The following is a 15,001-nucleotide window of genomic DNA, read 5'->3' on the forward strand; positions in this document are numbered from 1 at the left end:
ATTTCTAATTTTAATAAAGACATTTCTTATGATTAATAAAAATACTGTTTTAATTATCCTTGTTGTCTTATTTAGTCTGAACCATTTAATCGCTCAACAGAAAACCAATGATTTCTGGAATCATGTTCGTTTTGGTGGTGGTATTGGATTAAATTTTGGCGATGGTTTTTTTAGCGGAACGCTTGCTCCCAATGCTATTTATGAATTCGACAGGTTTTTTGCAGCAGGTATAGGTCTCAATGCCACATTCGATAATCAAAAAAATGTTTATAAATCGACTATATTAGGAGGCAGTTTGATAGGACTATTTAATGTGATTAATGAAATACAACTCTCGGCTGAATTTGAACAACTTAATATAAACCGAAAATATAATATAAATTTAAATACTCCAGACGATAACTATTGGTCGCCAGCTTTATTTATTGGCGCTGGTTATAGAAACGGTAATGTTACTTTTGGGATAAGATATGATGTTTTATATGATAAAAACAAAAGTATTTATATAGATCCCTGGGCACCTTTTGTAAGATTTTATTTTTAAATTAAATAGGCAGAAAAGCATTCCCTAATTTAACTTCCTTAACCAAATCCTTAACTGTTTTAGACCTTAAGCTGTTTAATATTTGAGCCCTTGAAGCGCTTAACTCATTATGCAATGGACAAGGTTTTTCTTCATTACATTTTTTTAAACTCATTAAACAAGAGTTTAATCTTTTTTCGCCATCTATAACATTAACAATGCTAATTATAGGATGATCCATGTTCGTTTCGTCTAAATAAAACCCTCCCTTTGGTCCTCTGGCAGACGACACAATTTTTTCTTTAACCAATGACTGCAATAATTTGGCAATATAGGCTTGCGGAACATTTATAGGTTCAGAAATATCTTTAACCATGACCTTCTTTTTTTCACTGGCATTTAAAGCTAGAAATAACACGGCCTTAATAGCATACTTTGATGAGTTTGATAGCATATTTTAAATATAGGAAACACAGAACAAATATAAAAAAGATGTTTTTGTCTTGAATATGATTTTTATCATATTTTATTGAACTATATGGTTTTAAATTAGTGCCACTAAATTAAAACCAATTATGAAAAAAACACTAAATATTGCAATAATATTATTTGCAACACTTTTAATAAGTTGTGGAGGCAAAGAGGAAAAGAAAAAAGAAGGATTCTCGTATGAAAAAAAAGCTACCACAGAACAAAAAGCAAAAAAAGCTGAATCTGTTCCTGCTTCTAAAAAAATAGATTTAGATAATAAGGGAATAGGTCCTATCACCTCTTTGGCCCTTCCTTCAGAAATCGATCAAGGTATGGTAACTCAAGGCGCAGATGTATTCAAGAAAATGTGTACTGCTTGCCATAGACCGGATAAAAAATTTATTGGACCCGCTCCAAATAATATTTTAGATAGACGTTCTCCGGAATGGGTTATGAATATGATATTGAATCCAGATGAAATGGTTAAAAAAGACCCATTAGCAAAAGCATTACTTATTGAGTTTAATGGCTCTCCTATGGCAAATCAAAACCTTTCTGAAGAAGATGCCAGAGCTGTATTAGAATATTTTAGAACATTAAAATAGCAACCCAATGAAATGAGCATAATTAAAATTTCGATACAACCAGAAATATTTTTTATGTGAGTTACACCAGACTGCAGACAGTCTGACTACTAACTAACACTAAATACAAACAGATGAAAACATTAAAGCAAACGGTTCTTATGTTGCTGTGTATCATAACATTCACAGCTTGTAAAAACGAAAACAAAGAGGCCCCAATAAGTTCAAAATCTGTAAAAGCAACAACTCCAAAAGAAAAATCCGGACAAGCTTTTATCAAAGATGATGAAGGAAAACCTACAGTTTTACACATAGCTATTGGCTCTAAAGACCATACAACTTTAGTAGCAGCTGTTCAAGCAGCAGAGTTAGAGAATGCTTTAGTAAACGCTGGTCCTTTAATGGTATTTGCTCCAACAAACGAAGCTTTTGCGGCTTTACCAGAAGGTACTGTCGAAAATTTATTGAAGCCAGAAAATAAAGATGCTCTGGCTAATATTTTAAAATACCATGTAACTCCAGGAAAATACACAAAAGATTTCCTCAAAAAATTTAAAAAACTAGGACAGGCTAACAACGGCTATGTTAAGGTAGAAGTTGTAGATGGTGAACCACTAATTGGTGGTGCAAAAATTATTGCAAGTGTACCAGCAGGTAATGGTATTGTACATGTTATTGATAAAGTATTATTACCTCCTGCGGAATAATTAAAACACTAACTAAATTAAAAGACAATGAAGACTTTTTTAAAATCAACATTTGCATTATTAAGTATTCTTGTAGCATTTACAAGCTGTAATAATGCATCAAAATCCAATTCTGGAGCGCTTTCAAGTAGCGCTGCAGAAAAAGTTTATGTAGCTCCCGGAGAACATGACGAATTCTACGCCTTTATCTCTGGTGGTTTTAGTGGACAACTTTCTGTTTACGGTTTACCATCTGGTCGTTTATTCAAAGTGATTCCTGTGTTCTCACAAGATGCAGAAAAAGCCTATGGGTACAACGAAGAAACAAAACCTATGTTAAATACATCTCATGGTTTTGTGCCTTGGGATGATTCTCACCATCCAGATATTTCTCAAACAAATGGAGAAATAGATGGTCGTTGGGTATTTATTAATGGGAATAACACCCCTCGTATAGCAAAAATAGATTTATCTACGTTTGAAACTACAGAAATTATAGAAGTTCCTAACAGTGCAGGTAACCATAGTTCCTCTTTTGTAACCGAAAATTCGGAATATGTTGTTGCAGGAACTCGATTCTCTATTCCAATTCCTCAAAAAGACATGCCTATAAAAGACTATAAAGGTAACTTTAAAGGATCACTTTCTTTCATCTCAATAGACCCCGAACATGGTCATATGGATATCAAATTCCAATTAATAATGCCCGGTTTCGATTATGATTTATCACACCCAGGTCGTGGAAAATCTCATGGTTGGTTCTTCTTTACTACTTATAATACAGAAGAAGCAAGCACACTTATGGAAGTTAATGCATCTCAAAACGATAAAGATTTTATAGCAGCCGTTAACTGGAAAAAAATCGAAGCGTATGTAAATAACGGTGGTGGTACCATGATGCCAACAAGATATGCACATAATGTATATGATGAAGCTACACACTCTGCCACTTCAACTATAAAAAAAGAGGTGCGTGTCGTAAATCCTTTAGATGTTCCCGGAGCTGTTTATTTCTTACCAACACCGAAATCACCACACGGTTGTGATGTAGATCCTTCTGGAGAATATATTGTTGGTAACGGAAAATTATCTGCTAATTTAACGGTGCATTCTTTCACTAAAATGTTAGATGCTATTGAAAATAATAAAGTAGCCGGTGATGCTTACGGTATTCCTATCTTAAATTTCGAAGATGTATTAGCCGGCGTAGTAGAACAACCGGGGTTAGGTCCTTTACACACTGAATTTGATGGTAAAGGAAATGCCTATACAACCTTCTTTATTTCTTCCGAAGTAGTAAAATGGAAATTAGGAACTTGGGAAGTTGTAGACAGGCAAGCTTGTTACTATTCTGTTGGTCACTTAATGATTCCCGGAGGGAACTCACAAAAACCGTTTGGTAAATATGTTGTAGCGATGAATAAAATTACTAAAGACCGCTATTTACCAACAGGACCAGAAGTAACACAATCGGCTCAGCTTTATGATATTTCCGGAGAGAAAATGGAATTATTATTAGATTTCCCAACAGTTGGAGAACCCCATTATGCAGCCGGATGTCCTGCAGATTTAATAAAACCACGTTCTAAAAAACTCTTTAAACTGGAAGACAACAAACACCCGTATGCTACTTTAAGTGAAGCAGACACCAAAGTTGTTAGAGATGGTAAAACCGTTCACGTTTATATGACTACCATCCGTAGTCACTTTGCACCAGATAATATTGAAGGTGTTAAAGTGGGGGACAAAGTTTATTTCCATATAACAAATTTAGAACAAGATTACGATGTACCACATGGTGTAAGTATGATTGGAGCTAATACCTCCGAATTACTAATTATGCCCGGACAAACAGAAACCTTCCTATGGGAACCTAAACAAGTAGGCGTATGGCCTTTTTATTGTACAGATTTCTGTTCTGCGCTACACCAGGAAATGCAAGGGTATGTTAGAGTATCTCCAGCAAATTCCAATACACCTTTAAAATGGTCTTTAGGTGAAGATATTGAATAAGCTTAGGGAAATTTTGTTTTAGTGTTTATTTCCCTATTAAGGCGAGGGTTATCTATTTCGCTCTCGCCTTTCTTTTTAAAACACTAAAATTCCTGCGACCTGTGCTGAACTTGTTTCAGTAAAGCAGGAATCTCAAGAAATATTTTCCCGAGTAATATTTGGATCTCTAATATTCTTGAGTAAAAAATAAGGAAATACCTTAAAACATTCGTGTAACTAAAAAATGAGATTCCCGTTTCACGGGAATTATAAAGATGAAAAGATCAAATATCATCATGTTTATCGCAGCATTATTACCATTAGGGTTATTCTTATTCCCGCTTTGGAAAATAACGCTGGAAGCTCCTCAATATCCTATCCCGCTAGGGATGTATATTCATATTAATGATTTTTCTGATGTACACCCACATGACATTAAAAACATTAATTTGATGAACCATTATGTGGGAATGAAATACATTCCAGAAGCGATTCCTGAATTTGAAATTTTCCCCATAGGAATTATTGTTACAACCATTATAGGTTTATTAATTGCTTTTAAAGGCAATTATAAATGGTTCTTATTTTGGTTTATTTTAATGATTGTTTTAAGCAGTGCTGGGCTTTACGATTTCTATCTGTGGGAACATGATTATGGTCATGATTTAGACCCTAAAGCCATTATGAAGTTTACTAACCCCGACGGAAGTGTTATGGGCTTTCAACCACCCTTGTTTGGAAGCAAAGACATTTTAAACTTTAGAGCGCATTCTTACCCTAGATTAGGAGCCTTGTTCTTAGCATTAGGAATTACGGCCTCATTTATAGCTTATCTAATTGGAAAGAAAAACAATAAAAAAATCCCATCCTAAACCCTTCCTAAAGGAAAGGACTTAAGCAATAATTCAAGTATAAGTTCCCTTTCCTTTGGAAAGGGCTAGGGATAGGAAAAACACTAAAAACATGAAAACACTAAAACACTATTCAACAATAGCATTATTGCTGCTACTATGCTTTAGCTGTAATGTGAAACCCGAAGCCATTGATTATGGAAATGACGGTTGCCATTTTTGTAAAATGACTATTGTAGACAAAATTCACGCTGCCGAAATTGTTACTAAAAAAGGCAAAGTGTATAAGTTTGATGCTACAGAATGCATGATTAATTTTACAGAAGAATTTGACACCTCCGAAATTCAACTCTATTTGTCTAATAATTATAATGAGCCGGAAGCTTTAATAGACGCTACTCAGGCAACTTTCATAATAAGTAAAAACATTCCCAGCCCTATGGGTGCATTTCTATCAGCCTTTAAATCTGAAGAAGACGCTAAAAAAGTTCAAAAAGAAAAAGGGGGAGTACTTTATAATTGGGAAGCACTATTAGCACATCTAAAAAGCTAATATTATGAAATGAGCCATAAATCTTGATACTACTAACCGAGCTTAAATGGCGAATTACACCTGCAGGCAGGTCTAACAGATAGAAAACAATAAAATTTAAACAATGAAAAACGTATTGCTTTTTTTTACAGCCGTTTTAATGGCCTACTCTACATATGCCCAAAACATTGAGGTTTGTAGCACATGCGCTATTTCAACTTTAAAAAAAGGCATTTCTGTTGCAAAAGACTATGACACCATATTAGTAAAAAAAGGCACGTACAAAGAGCATAATATTCTGGTTGATAAACCATTAACAATTATTGGCGAAAGTTATCCGGTGATTGACGGTGAGTTGAAAGGTGAAGTTATAACAATTATTGCAGATAATGTGACCGTTGATGGCCTATTCATTATAAATGTAGGCACTAGTTATACCGAAGATTATGCAGCCATTCGGGTAAGAAAAAGCAAGAACTTCATCATTCAAAATGTCGTCTTAGAAAAGTTGTTTTTTGGAATTTATCTGGAGAAATCACGAGATGGCAAAGTGTTTCACAATAAGATTATAGGAGATGCTGTCGAAGAATATAACTCCGGAAACGGCATTCAATTATGGTACAGTAAAAATATTGTTATTGAGCACAATTTTGTACAACATGTACGCGATGGCATTTATTTAGAATTCTCTGATGACTGTTTAATTAAAAACAATGTTAGTGCAGAAAATCTCCGTTACGGTCTGCATTTTATGTTTTCAAATGATGATATATATGAGGATAATACGTTCGAAAAAAATGGTGCTGGTGTTGCGGTTATGTTTTCAAAAAAGATAAAAATGCTAAATAACACTTTTAAAGAAAACTGGGGAACCGCTTCCTATGGTATGCTTTTAAAAGAAATAAACGATGCTGAAATTATAGGCAATACCTTTGAGGAAAACACGATTGGTATTAATATAGAAGGTTCCAACCGTATTGTTTATAAAAACAACAATTTTATTAATAACGGATGGGCTATTAAAGTTCGCGGAGCTTGCTATACTAATAGTTTTATAGAAAATAATTTTTTATACAATTCTTTCGATATTTCATATAACAGCAAGGTAAATGATAATGTGTTTAATAAAAATTACTGGACCAATTACACTGGCTACGATTTGGATAAAGATGGTATTGGTGATGTACCATACAGACCTGTAAAACTGTTCTCATACATCGTAAACAGAACCCCAGAAACCATTATTCTGTTACGTAGTTTATTTATTGATATTATTGATTTTTCCGAAAAAGTATCTCCCATTTTTACACCAAATAATTTACTAGACAATAACCCTTTAACAAAGAGAATAACATGGTAAATATTGAAAATCTACATAAAAAATTTAATAAGAATGTTGTACTAAATGGTATAGATCTAAACATTTCGGAAGGCGGTATTTTTGCTATCCTCGGACCAAATGGATCTGGAAAAACCACACTTATTAAATCTATTTTAGGTATGGTTATTCCAAACAAGGGCACTATTAATGTCCTTGGAGAAAACATTAAAAATAATTCTGGCTACAGGCATAAAATTGATTACTTACCACAAATTGCAAATTTTCCTAACAATCTAAAAGTTAAGGAACTTATTAAAATGATAAAAGATTTGCGAGGCCATACCAATGAAGACCAACGCCTAATCGAACTCTTTACATTACAACCTTTTTTAGACAAAAAATTAGGCAACCTTTCCGGTGGTACAAAGCAAAAAGTGAATCTGGTTTTAACCTTTATGTTTGATAGCCCACTTATTATTTTAGATGAACCGACTACGGGCTTAGACCCTATTTCGCTCATCCGATTAAAAGATTTAATTCAAACAGAAAAAACAAAAGGAAAAACCATTTTAATAACCTCTCACATCATGAGTTTTGTTGAAGAGGTTTCAGATGAAATTGTTTTTCTTTTAGAAGGACAAATTTACTTTAGAGGTTCAATTACAGCATTGAAAAACAAAACCGATCAACCGGATTTTGAACATGCTATTGCGTCTATATTAACTTAAATTAATTAGGCTCGACTTTAGCCTGTCTTGAGCGGAGCCAAAAGGCTTGACCTAACAATTAGAACATAAAATGTCCCCTCGAGGGCAGTCGAGAGGTTTGAAAATTAAAACAAGATCATGCTTAAAATATTAAAATATAGTTTTTTCGATTTAATGCGTAGCCGTTGGAGTTACGTCTATTTCGCCTTTTACTTATTACTAGGAATTGTTTTACTATTTCTTAACAACGATTTATCGAAAGCAATCATTACACTAATGAATGTTATTATTATGCTAGTCCCTTTAATAGGAACCATTTTTGGTGTTATGTATTATTATAATTCTAAAGAATTCACTGAGCTTTTATTAGCACAACCTTTAAAACGCTCATCTATTTTTTTAGGTCAATATCTAGGTGTTGCCATTTCCTTATCTATGAGTCTAATTTTGGGGCTAGGCATACCTTTTATTGTTTATGGTTTATTCAAATCAAATGCCATTTGGGATTTCTCTTTATTACTTATCACTGGAACGTTTCTAACACTAATTTTTACAGCTTTAGCTTTTAATATAGCACTAACTAACGAAAATAAGATTAAAGGTTTTGGATATGCTATTCTGCTTTGGTTGTTTCTAGCCATTATTTACGACGGCTTATTTTTAATGTCTTTGATCTTATTTGAAGATTATCCATTAGACAAATTATCTCTAATTGGCACCATGTTAAATCCTATAGATTTATCTCGAACACTAATTCTATTAAAACTGGATATTTCAGCATTATTAGGATATACCGGAGCTGTCTTTAAAAAATTCTTCGGAACTAATTTTGGACTCATTATATCTTTTATAATGCTAACAGTATGGGTTGTTTTACCAGTATTACGAATTATATTTAAATCGAAAAAGAAGGATTTTTAACACTGAACTTAAAATTCCAGAAAGTATAAAAATCTCTTCCTGGAATTTTTCAGCGTTAAATAGAACTTATTGTTAACCGAATTGTTGTTCTAATTTAATAGCTTCAGGGAACAAAATGTTATTTTCTAAATGAATATGTAAATGCAAGTCTTTTTCAAATTCCTCTAACATAGCATACGTTACTCTATAGGTATTACAAGCATCTGCTGGTGGCGTATAGTTGTTTGTCAATTTTGCTATCTCTCTAAAACGCACCCCTTCATTATCATGCTCATCCTTCATCATAGCTATTGGGTTTTCAACTGTTCCAAAATGGGGTGCCTCTACAGCAGATTTAGCTATGGTTGCATTAATCATTTTTTTAATAAACGGAAACAGAATTAATTCCTCTTTTTTCATATGAGCTGCTAACTCTCCTGCTGAGGCCTTAAAATGCTCATTAATTTTTAACAATTCAGGATGTCTTTCTCCATGTACTTTACACAGTTTGTTTAAAAACTGAAGTAATACTGGTATTTTTTCTTCTACATAACGATGGTGCTTTTTCTCAATATAATCAACCAACAAATCCGGAGGCCATGATTTATAATCTATACTTTCACCCGTAGTAGCACTTACAGCGCTCTGAAGTTTATCTAATAATTCAGATGTGTTTATGCCATTTTTATTACACACTTCTTCCACTGTTCTATCCCCACGACAACAAAAATCGATACCGTAATTACTAAAAACAGCAGCAGTTCTAAAATCTTCGGCAACAAATTGTCCGATTTGTTTTTGTAAATCTTTAAGTATTGTTTCCATAATAATTATTTTAATTCGGATAATTTTATCCTATTTGTGTTTAAATTTTTTTTACACTTTCAAAAATGAAGTCCCTGACTTAATGTCAAGAGCTAATTCTTCTAAGTTTGTATCTTCTAACATCAATTTTAATTCTTCTCTAACACCAATAAACTTATGGTGAACAGGACAAGGGTGATTCTCATTACATGTATGAAGTCCTAATCCACAACGACTGTAAATAGCATCTCCATCAATAGCATTTACTATATGTGATAATTTTATTGAAGAAATTAAAGTATTATCTATTTCGAAACCTCCATGCGCTCCTTTTATAGAATTAATAACATCATGTCTTACTAAATCCTGAAGAATCTTAGCTGTAAATGCTTCGGGAGAATTTATCTCTTTAGCAATGGCTTTAAGACTAACACGAACACCTTTATAAGAGCTAAGCGCAATAAAAATAGACGCTTTAATACCATATTCGCAAGCTTTAGAAAACATATACCTTATAATTTCTATACAAAAATAAGTGATTTTATTAATTAGGACAAATTTATCCGAAATAAAAAGTTTTAAGTACTCCCTTTATTTCTTAAGAAACGCTTTTCAATTAAAATTTATTTCTAAACCATACTTTTTGCCACTCACGTTTAAGAATTAAAAAAGATACTTCTTCCGAGAGTTTTAAGAGATCATCGCCATGCAATGCTTTAACTTGTTTTTCGGGAACATCAATGATATAAAGCAGATTTAAATATTCGGTAAACTTTTCCTGAATCAATTTATAAACCGTCTCGTGAAGTAACAGTTTTAAACTAGAAGGCAGAACTTCTTCATGAAAACCTAAATCGACGTTGGCTAAAAGAAAATCCTTATTAAGTTGAAGAATTAATTTTTTATATAAATCTAATTGATTGGCTTCTTCTATTAGAGTTTCGAAAGTTGTTGGTAATTGCATTATACGTTCCTATTCATTAAGCTTTTACCAAAATCACGTAACAATATTTTTTTCTCCTTAGAAATATCTAAAGATTCTAAAACTAAAAAAGATTTATTAGTATAATTTTTAATTTCTTTTTGGGTAGCATCAGAAGCTCCCGAACTATTAAAAATTTCCTTTACAGTGCTAATTTTAGTATCGTTATCCTTAAGTACTGAATTAAATAAACTCTTTAGTTTAAGCTGATTTTCTTCATTAGAAAATTCTAATGCTTTTAAATATAGATAGGTTTTTTTGTTTTCAATAATATCGCCTCCAACCTGTTTACCAAATGTCTCTGGGTTACCAAAAGCATCTAAATAATCGTCTTGTAATTGGAAAGCAATACCTAAATTTCGTCCAAATTCATAAATACTATTTTGATCTGCTTCTGATGCCTTAGCAACAATAGCTCCCATTTTCATAGCTGCTCCCACTAAAACAGCCGTTTTATATTCAATCATTTTTAAATATTCCGGTACAGTTACATCGTTTCGGGTTTCAAAATCAACATCATATTGCTGCCCTTCACAAACCTCTATAGCGGTTTTACTAAACAGTTTTGCTAAAGAGTGAAATGTATTAGCATCATAGTTTTCGAATAGCTGATATGCCATAATTAACATCGCATCGCCTGAAAGGATACCTGTATTAATATCCCATTTTTCATGTACAGTTTCTTCACCCCGGCGTAACGGCGCATCATCCATAATATCATCATGAACCAACGAGAAATTATGAAAAACCTCAATACTTAAGGCAGCGTCTAATCCCTTTTTATAATCGCTATTAAAAATTTCGGCAGCCATTAAAGTTAAAACCGGTCTTAACCGTTTCCCTCCCAAACCCAGAATATATTGAATAGGTTCATACAAGTTTTTAGGCTCTTTTAATACCGAATATTTTTCTAAATAAGCAACAAATTCTTCTTGATATTTTTCTATTGAAAGCATTCAGCAAAAATAAAGCAAATAGTATTATTAAAAAGTATGTATGTAAATTATATGTTAAAAAACAATAAAACTTTGGAAACTTTTTTTGTTTTTAAAGTTTCCAGTCATATATTTGCACCCGATTATGAGAGAAAAGATTATACATAAAGCAGCAGAATTATTTCTAACGCTAGGTTTTAAAAGTGTTACAATGGACGACATTGCTCAGGAAATGGGTATTTCTAAAAAGACCATTTACGTTCATTTTGCTAACAAAACTAAATTGGTAGAAGCAGTAACCTTTGAATTATTTGGAACCATTTGCGATGGTATTGACACCATATGTAGAGCCTCAAACAACCCTATTGAAGAATTGTACGACATTAAAATGTTTGTGATGCATCACTTAAAAAATCAAAAGTCATCGCCTCAATTCCAGTTAAAAAAATATTACCCACAAATATATGATGCGCTAAAAATAAAGCAATTTGAAAAGATGCACGATTCGGTTAAAGATAGCCTTCAAAAAGGTGTTGATACTGAATTATTCAGATCTAATATTAATGTGGATTTTATATCCAGAATGTACTTTAATGGAATGACCGGTATAAAAGATGATTCCATTTTTCCTAAGGAAATTTACACCATGGATTACTTAATGGAAAGCTATTTAGAATATCATTTAAGAGCCATCGTTACCGATAAAGGCTTTGAAATATTAAATAAATTTATAACATCAAATCAATCATAAAAATGAAAAACAAACTAATTTTAATATTTAGTTTATTATACTCTATAGTCATGTTTTCTCAAGAAGACACCAAAAGTTTTTCTTTACAAGAAGCCATAGACTTTGCATTAGAAAATAATAGAACTGCAAAAAATGCTACACGAGATATTAAAGCAGCCGAAAAACAAAAATGGGAAACCACCACAATTGGTTTACCTCAAATAAGCGGAAAAATTGATTATCAAAATAATATAAAACAACAATTTGACGCTATAGATTTTGACCAAGATGGTGTTATAGATTTTGGAGCTAAACAATCTGTTACACCTTCAATACGAATGGATCAATTACTTTTTGACGGGTCTTATTTAGTTGGGTTGCAGTCTGCAAAAGTATTCCTGGAAATTTCTAAAAACGCCAAAGAAAAAACCGATTTAGAGATTAGAAAAGCCGTTATTAATGCATATGGCAATGTTTTACTCGCTGAGGAAAGTGTTAAGATTTTAGAACGCAACATAGCTGTCTTAAAGAAAAACCTTAACGAAACTACAAAGATTTATGAAAATGGTTTAGAAGAAGAGGAAAGTGTAGAACAGTTACAAATTACATTATCTGGGGTTGAAAGTAATTTAAGCAATACATCACGCTTAAAAACTTTAGCTTATCAAATGTTGAATATTACTTTAGGTACAGATATAAATTCTAAAACTGTACTAACTGATAATTTAGAAAGTTTAACAACTCAAAACATTACTTTTGATCTTCTTAATGCTGAAGATAAGGTTGAAAACAATATAGATTTTAAAATTGCAGAAAACGATAAAATTTCTAAAGAACTTCTTTTAAAATTAGAAAAAAGCAAAGCTCTACCAACATTAAGTGCTTTTGCAAACGCTTCATATGTTGGAAATAATCAAAATTTTAGATTTTTAGATAGTAACCAAATTTGGGCAGGAACTGCAGCTTTTGGAGTTAGTATGAATATCCCGATTTTTAGTTCAGGTAAAAGAAGCGCGTCAACACAACGTGCCAGAATTAACCTTGAAAAAGCCAAAGAGGACCTAACAGAAACGCAGCAAAAATTGAAACTTCAAATAGCATCTGCTAAAAGCGATTATCAATTTGCTATTGAAGATTACGACAACAAAAAACAAAATTTAAATCTGGCTGAACGTATCGAACAGAAAAATCAAACTAAGTTTTTTGAAGGTATTGCTTCAAGTTTCGAGTTAAGACAAGCGCAAACACAATTGTACAGTTCTCAACAAGAATTTTTACAAGCCATGCTTGATGTTATAAACAAAAAGGCTGAATTAGAAACCGTATTAAATAAAGTTGATTAGTTTATTGTTTAAAGTTTAAAAAAATTAAAGATGAAAACATTTTCTTTCGAAAAATTATCCGTTTGGCAAAAATCAAGAAAATTAGCTGTTAAAACATATAAATTAACAAAGTTATTCCCTGACGATGAACGCTTTGGATTAATTAGTCAAATGAGAAGGTGTGCTGTTTCAATTTCATCAAACATAGCAGAAGGAACTGGAAGGCATTCAGCAAAAGACAAAGCAAGATTTACAGAAATTGCCTTTAGTTCAGCATTAGAGCTTTTAAACCAAATAATAATCTCTAATGATTTAGAGCTTCTTTCGAATGAGGCGTATAAAAACGTGAGACAAGATATTTCAGAAATAACCGCTATGCTTGATGGCCTATATAAATCAAAATAAACTCATAAACAAAATCAACCTATTAAACTCAATTAAAAATGAAAAATATATATTCACTAGTAATCGTAACACTACTTTTAACTTCTTGTGGGAGCGATAAAAAAATGTCTGTTGAAGATATTATAGCTTCTGGAAATTTAGAGCAAATAAGACAAAAGAAAACGGAGTTAGATGCTTCTGCTCAGGAAATTTCTTCACAATTAAGACAATTAGAATTAGAAATTAAAAAACTGGATCCACAGGAAAGAATTCCTTTAATAACAACCTTTGCTGCTAAAGAAGCTATTTTCAATCACTTTGTAGAATTGCAAGGAAATGTAAGCACAAAGAAAAACCTTGTAATATATCCGGAGTATTCTGGAACCTTAGCAAGAGTTTACGTTAAAGAAGGACAGAAAGTAGTTAAAGGACAAATGCTAGCAAAAATTGATGATGGGGGATTAAGCCAGCAAGTAGCACAACTACAAATTCAAGCTGAGTTAGCAAAAACAACTTTTGAGCGTCAAGAACGCTTATGGAATCAGAAAATTGGTAGTGAAATTCAGTATTTACAAGCTAAATCTACCTATGAAGCACAACAAAGAGCGGTTAATCAATTACAACAACAAGTTGGAAAAACAGTTGTTCGCGCCCCTTTTTCTGGTACTATAGACGATGTGATTTCAGAGCAAGGAAGTGTTGTAGCTCCTGGCCAATCTCAGCTTTTTAGAATTGTAAATCTTCAAGACATGTACATTGAATCTGATGTACCGGAGCGTTATATTTCTAATATAACACCTGGAAAAAATGTGCAAGTAGAATTTCCAGTACTAGGAAAAAAGATGGATGCTGAAATTCGTCAAGCTGGAAACTTTATAAATCCAGCCAACCGAACCTTTAAAATTGAAGTAGCTGTTTCAAATAAAGACAAGTCTATTAAACCTAATTTAACAGCGAAGCTTAAGATTAATGATTATACAAATGAAAAAGCCATACTAATACCACAAAGTATTATTTCAGAAAATGCAGAAGGTGATCAATATGTATATACTGTGACCGACAAAGTTGAAAATAAAGCAAAAGCGAAACGTGTTATCATCACAACAGGAAAAACACAAGGTGATGACATTGAAGTTCTTTCTGGTTTAGCAAATGGAAGTGAGATTATTGATGAAGGTGCTAGAAGTGTTAAAGATGGACAAGATATAAAAATACTTGTTGTAGAATAAACTTGTCATTCCTGCGACATGTGCTGAACTTGTTTCAGTAAAGCAGGA

General features: G+C 32.5%; 18 protein-coding genes. 13 read left to right on the forward strand and 5 right to left on the reverse strand.

The window, feature by feature from the left end; all coding sequences use genetic code 11:
• The first annotated feature begins 28 nt into the window (after positions 1–28).
• On the forward strand, positions 29–544 hold the full coding sequence (locus tag Q4Q35_RS22125) for an alpha-ketoglutarate decarboxylase (RefSeq protein ID WP_303280248.1): 516 nt from the start codon (positions 29–31) through the stop codon (positions 542–544).
• Position 545: 1 nt separating this feature from the next.
• Here the strand turns inward: Q4Q35_RS22125 and Q4Q35_RS22130 are convergent, their stop codons facing one another.
• Positions 546–977 (reverse strand): RrF2 family transcriptional regulator, encoded by a 432-nt coding sequence (locus tag Q4Q35_RS22130; protein ID WP_303280249.1) that lies wholly within the window; start codon positions 975–977, stop codon positions 546–548.
• Positions 978–1,098: 121 nt separating this feature from the next.
• Between Q4Q35_RS22130 and Q4Q35_RS22135 the strand changes: the two genes are divergently transcribed.
• The 8 genes from Q4Q35_RS22135 to Q4Q35_RS22170 all read left to right on the forward strand — a co-directional run bounded on the left by Q4Q35_RS22135 (position 1,099) and on the right by Q4Q35_RS22170 (position 8,588).
• Complete coding sequence (locus Q4Q35_RS22135) at positions 1,099–1,599, forward strand: c-type cytochrome (RefSeq protein WP_303280250.1); 501 nt, start codon at positions 1,099–1,101, stop codon at positions 1,597–1,599.
• Positions 1,600–1,712: 113 nt separating this feature from the next.
• A complete protein-coding gene (locus Q4Q35_RS22140; protein WP_303280251.1) occupies positions 1,713–2,285 on the forward strand; it encodes a fasciclin domain-containing protein in 573 nt (190 codons plus the stop codon).
• 27 nt (positions 2,286–2,312) lie between these two features.
• Positions 2,313–4,277, forward strand: coding sequence for a Sec-dependent nitrous-oxide reductase (gene nosZ, locus Q4Q35_RS22145; RefSeq protein WP_303280252.1), 1,965 nt, complete (start codon positions 2,313–2,315; stop codon positions 4,275–4,277).
• 254 nt (positions 4,278–4,531) lie between these two features.
• A complete protein-coding gene (locus Q4Q35_RS22150; RefSeq protein ID WP_303280253.1) occupies positions 4,532–5,128 on the forward strand; it encodes a hypothetical protein in 597 nt (198 codons plus the stop codon).
• Between the two features lie 91 nt (positions 5,129–5,219).
• Complete coding sequence (locus tag Q4Q35_RS22155) at positions 5,220–5,660, forward strand: nitrous oxide reductase accessory protein NosL (RefSeq protein ID WP_303280254.1); 441 nt, start codon at positions 5,220–5,222, stop codon at positions 5,658–5,660.
• A 103-nt stretch (positions 5,661–5,763) separates the two neighbouring features.
• Entirely contained in the window at positions 5,764–6,999 is a 1,236-nt protein-coding gene (locus tag Q4Q35_RS22160; RefSeq protein WP_303280255.1) for a nitrous oxide reductase family maturation protein NosD, read from the forward strand.
• Positions 6,993–7,688: an ABC transporter ATP-binding protein gene (locus tag Q4Q35_RS22165; protein ID WP_303280257.1), complete on the forward strand. Its 696-nt coding sequence runs from the start codon at positions 6,993–6,995 to the stop codon at positions 7,686–7,688. The genes Q4Q35_RS22160 and Q4Q35_RS22165 overlap by 7 nt, the downstream gene beginning before the upstream one ends.
• 117 nt (positions 7,689–7,805) lie before the next feature.
• Complete coding sequence (locus Q4Q35_RS22170; protein WP_303280258.1) at positions 7,806–8,588, forward strand: ABC transporter permease; 783 nt, start codon at positions 7,806–7,808, stop codon at positions 8,586–8,588.
• Between the two features lie 72 nt (positions 8,589–8,660).
• On the opposite strand, the gene ric is transcribed toward Q4Q35_RS22170, so the two are convergent.
• The 4 genes from ric to Q4Q35_RS22190 all read right to left on the reverse strand — a co-directional run bounded on the left by ric (position 8,661) and on the right by Q4Q35_RS22190 (position 11,309).
• The gene (ric, locus tag Q4Q35_RS22175) at positions 8,661–9,392 is read right to left on the reverse strand and encodes an iron-sulfur cluster repair di-iron protein (RefSeq protein WP_303280259.1); all 732 of its coding nucleotides are present in this window, start codon (positions 9,390–9,392) and stop codon (positions 8,661–8,663) included.
• Between the two features lie 51 nt (positions 9,393–9,443).
• A complete protein-coding gene (locus Q4Q35_RS22180) occupies positions 9,444–9,878 on the reverse strand; it encodes an RrF2 family transcriptional regulator (RefSeq protein WP_303280260.1) in 435 nt (144 codons plus the stop codon).
• Between the two features lie 109 nt (positions 9,879–9,987).
• Positions 9,988–10,335, reverse strand: a complete 348-nt coding sequence (locus tag Q4Q35_RS22185) for a hypothetical protein (protein WP_303280261.1) — start codon at positions 10,333–10,335, stop codon at positions 9,988–9,990.
• Positions 10,335–11,309, reverse strand: a complete 975-nt coding sequence (locus Q4Q35_RS22190; RefSeq protein ID WP_303280262.1) for a polyprenyl synthetase family protein — start codon at positions 11,307–11,309, stop codon at positions 10,335–10,337. The genes Q4Q35_RS22185 and Q4Q35_RS22190 overlap by 1 nt, the downstream gene beginning before the upstream one ends.
• Before the next feature lie 124 nt (positions 11,310–11,433).
• On the opposite strand from Q4Q35_RS22190, the gene Q4Q35_RS22195 reads away from it, so the two are divergent.
• From Q4Q35_RS22195 to Q4Q35_RS22210, 4 genes are read left to right on the forward strand one after another with little or no spacing between them, the layout of a single operon-like run.
• Positions 11,434–12,039, forward strand: a complete 606-nt coding sequence (locus tag Q4Q35_RS22195; protein ID WP_303280263.1) for a TetR/AcrR family transcriptional regulator — start codon at positions 11,434–11,436, stop codon at positions 12,037–12,039.
• Positions 12,040–12,041: 2 nt separating this feature from the next.
• Positions 12,042–13,361 (forward strand): TolC family protein, encoded by a 1,320-nt coding sequence (locus Q4Q35_RS22200; RefSeq protein WP_303280265.1) that lies wholly within the window; start codon positions 12,042–12,044, stop codon positions 13,359–13,361.
• Positions 13,362–13,391: 30 nt separating this feature from the next.
• Positions 13,392–13,745: a four helix bundle protein gene (locus Q4Q35_RS22205; RefSeq protein ID WP_303280267.1), complete on the forward strand. Its 354-nt coding sequence runs from the start codon at positions 13,392–13,394 to the stop codon at positions 13,743–13,745.
• A gap of 38 nt (positions 13,746–13,783) precedes the next feature.
• The gene (locus Q4Q35_RS22210) at positions 13,784–14,953 is read left to right on the forward strand and encodes an efflux RND transporter periplasmic adaptor subunit (RefSeq protein WP_303280268.1); all 1,170 of its coding nucleotides are present in this window, start codon (positions 13,784–13,786) and stop codon (positions 14,951–14,953) included.
• Positions 14,954–15,001: the final 48 nt, after the last annotated feature.

Source organism: Flavivirga aquimarina (assembly GCF_030540835.1).
GTDB lineage: Bacteria > Bacteroidota > Bacteroidia > Flavobacteriales > Flavobacteriaceae > Flavivirga > Flavivirga aquimarina.

Excerpts from the sequence above, each read along its gene's own strand:
- Q4Q35_RS22125 (WP_303280248.1), top strand. The coding sequence starts at position 29 with ATGATTAATAAAAATACTGTTTTAATTATCCTTGTTGTCTTATTTAGT.
- Q4Q35_RS22130 (WP_303280249.1), bottom strand. The coding sequence starts at position 977 with ATGCTATCAAACTCATCAAAGTATGCTATTAAGGCCGTGTTATTTCTA.
- Q4Q35_RS22135 (WP_303280250.1), top strand. The coding sequence starts at position 1,099 with ATGAAAAAAACACTAAATATTGCAATAATATTATTTGCAACACTTTTA.
- Q4Q35_RS22140 (WP_303280251.1), top strand. The coding sequence starts at position 1,713 with ATGAAAACATTAAAGCAAACGGTTCTTATGTTGCTGTGTATCATAACA.
- nosZ (WP_303280252.1), top strand. The coding sequence starts at position 2,313 with ATGAAGACTTTTTTAAAATCAACATTTGCATTATTAAGTATTCTTGTA.
- Q4Q35_RS22150 (WP_303280253.1), top strand. The coding sequence starts at position 4,532 with ATGAAAAGATCAAATATCATCATGTTTATCGCAGCATTATTACCATTA.
- Q4Q35_RS22155 (WP_303280254.1), top strand. The coding sequence starts at position 5,220 with ATGAAAACACTAAAACACTATTCAACAATAGCATTATTGCTGCTACTA.
- Q4Q35_RS22160 (WP_303280255.1), top strand. The coding sequence starts at position 5,764 with ATGAAAAACGTATTGCTTTTTTTTACAGCCGTTTTAATGGCCTACTCT.
- Q4Q35_RS22165 (WP_303280257.1), top strand. The coding sequence starts at position 6,993 with ATGGTAAATATTGAAAATCTACATAAAAAATTTAATAAGAATGTTGTA.
- Q4Q35_RS22170 (WP_303280258.1), top strand. The coding sequence starts at position 7,806 with ATGCTTAAAATATTAAAATATAGTTTTTTCGATTTAATGCGTAGCCGT.
- ric (WP_303280259.1), bottom strand. The coding sequence starts at position 9,392 with ATGGAAACAATACTTAAAGATTTACAAAAACAAATCGGACAATTTGTT.
- Q4Q35_RS22180 (WP_303280260.1), bottom strand. The coding sequence starts at position 9,878 with ATGTTTTCTAAAGCTTGCGAATATGGTATTAAAGCGTCTATTTTTATT.
- Q4Q35_RS22185 (WP_303280261.1), bottom strand. The coding sequence starts at position 10,335 with ATGCAATTACCAACAACTTTCGAAACTCTAATAGAAGAAGCCAATCAA.
- Q4Q35_RS22190 (WP_303280262.1), bottom strand. The coding sequence starts at position 11,309 with ATGCTTTCAATAGAAAAATATCAAGAAGAATTTGTTGCTTATTTAGAA.
- Q4Q35_RS22195 (WP_303280263.1), top strand. The coding sequence starts at position 11,434 with ATGAGAGAAAAGATTATACATAAAGCAGCAGAATTATTTCTAACGCTA.
- Q4Q35_RS22200 (WP_303280265.1), top strand. The coding sequence starts at position 12,042 with ATGAAAAACAAACTAATTTTAATATTTAGTTTATTATACTCTATAGTC.
- Q4Q35_RS22205 (WP_303280267.1), top strand. The coding sequence starts at position 13,392 with ATGAAAACATTTTCTTTCGAAAAATTATCCGTTTGGCAAAAATCAAGA.
- Q4Q35_RS22210 (WP_303280268.1), top strand. The coding sequence starts at position 13,784 with ATGAAAAATATATATTCACTAGTAATCGTAACACTACTTTTAACTTCT.